Source organism: Psychrobacter sp. 1U2 (genome assembly GCF_051847575.1).
The window spans coordinates 1-679 of record NZ_JBPYDC010001176.1 but is presented as its reverse complement, the minus strand read 5'-3'; the positions used below and the strand labels follow the sequence as shown (position 1 = coordinate 679).

Annotated in this window: 1 protein-coding gene; it reads right to left on the bottom strand. The window is 39.0% G+C overall.

Annotated features, from left to right (window positions below; translation table 11 throughout):
* Positions 1–205 precede the first annotated feature (205 nt).
* A partial coding sequence (locus tag ACS8FD_RS21045; RefSeq protein ID WP_439277298.1) for a TRCF domain-containing protein occupies positions 206–679 on the bottom strand: 474 nt, incomplete at its 5' end.

Genomic DNA, 679 nt, shown 5'->3' with positions numbered 1-679 from the left:
ATAACGGCTTCTCTTGTTATAAAATATCAATAAAATCAGTTAACAGTTATCTATAATGGCGCTATTTTATCAGTTATCTGTAACGACGTGTTAAACATTCACACATACCTACTACTGATCATACTTATCTATCAAAACTGTGTTTTATATTGAGGCAAGATGATAACAATATAACGCCCTTGACTAAAGAAAACAGAACACGTTTTTAAGCTGTTTCGGCTACTGTATGTTCGCTAAAATACTGCAGTAGCTCTTGGATAGCAGTGACCCGCTGCTGCGGTGTCTCAAGTTTATCGGCGTCATTATAACGAATACCTGAAGCGCCGTTCATACGATAACGTTGACCATCAGATTGAATCAATTTAATGATTGCCAGCGCGTCAACTGGTGTATCAGGCGCAAATTCTAAGGTCACACTATGACTATTGGCATCAATTTTGTTAATTTTTAATGGCTCTGTCTGTAAGCGCAGGTCATGAATGGCAAATAGCTGCTTGGTTTGATCTGGCAGCACGCCAAAACGGTCGATCATTTCAGTACGTATGTCGATCAAGGTTTCTTTACTATCCGCGTTACTAATCCGTTTATAAAATAATAGGCGCTGGTGTACATCATGCAGATACTCTTCTGGTATCAGTGCTGAGCTGTGTAAGTTTATTTCACTGGTTAACGATAACGG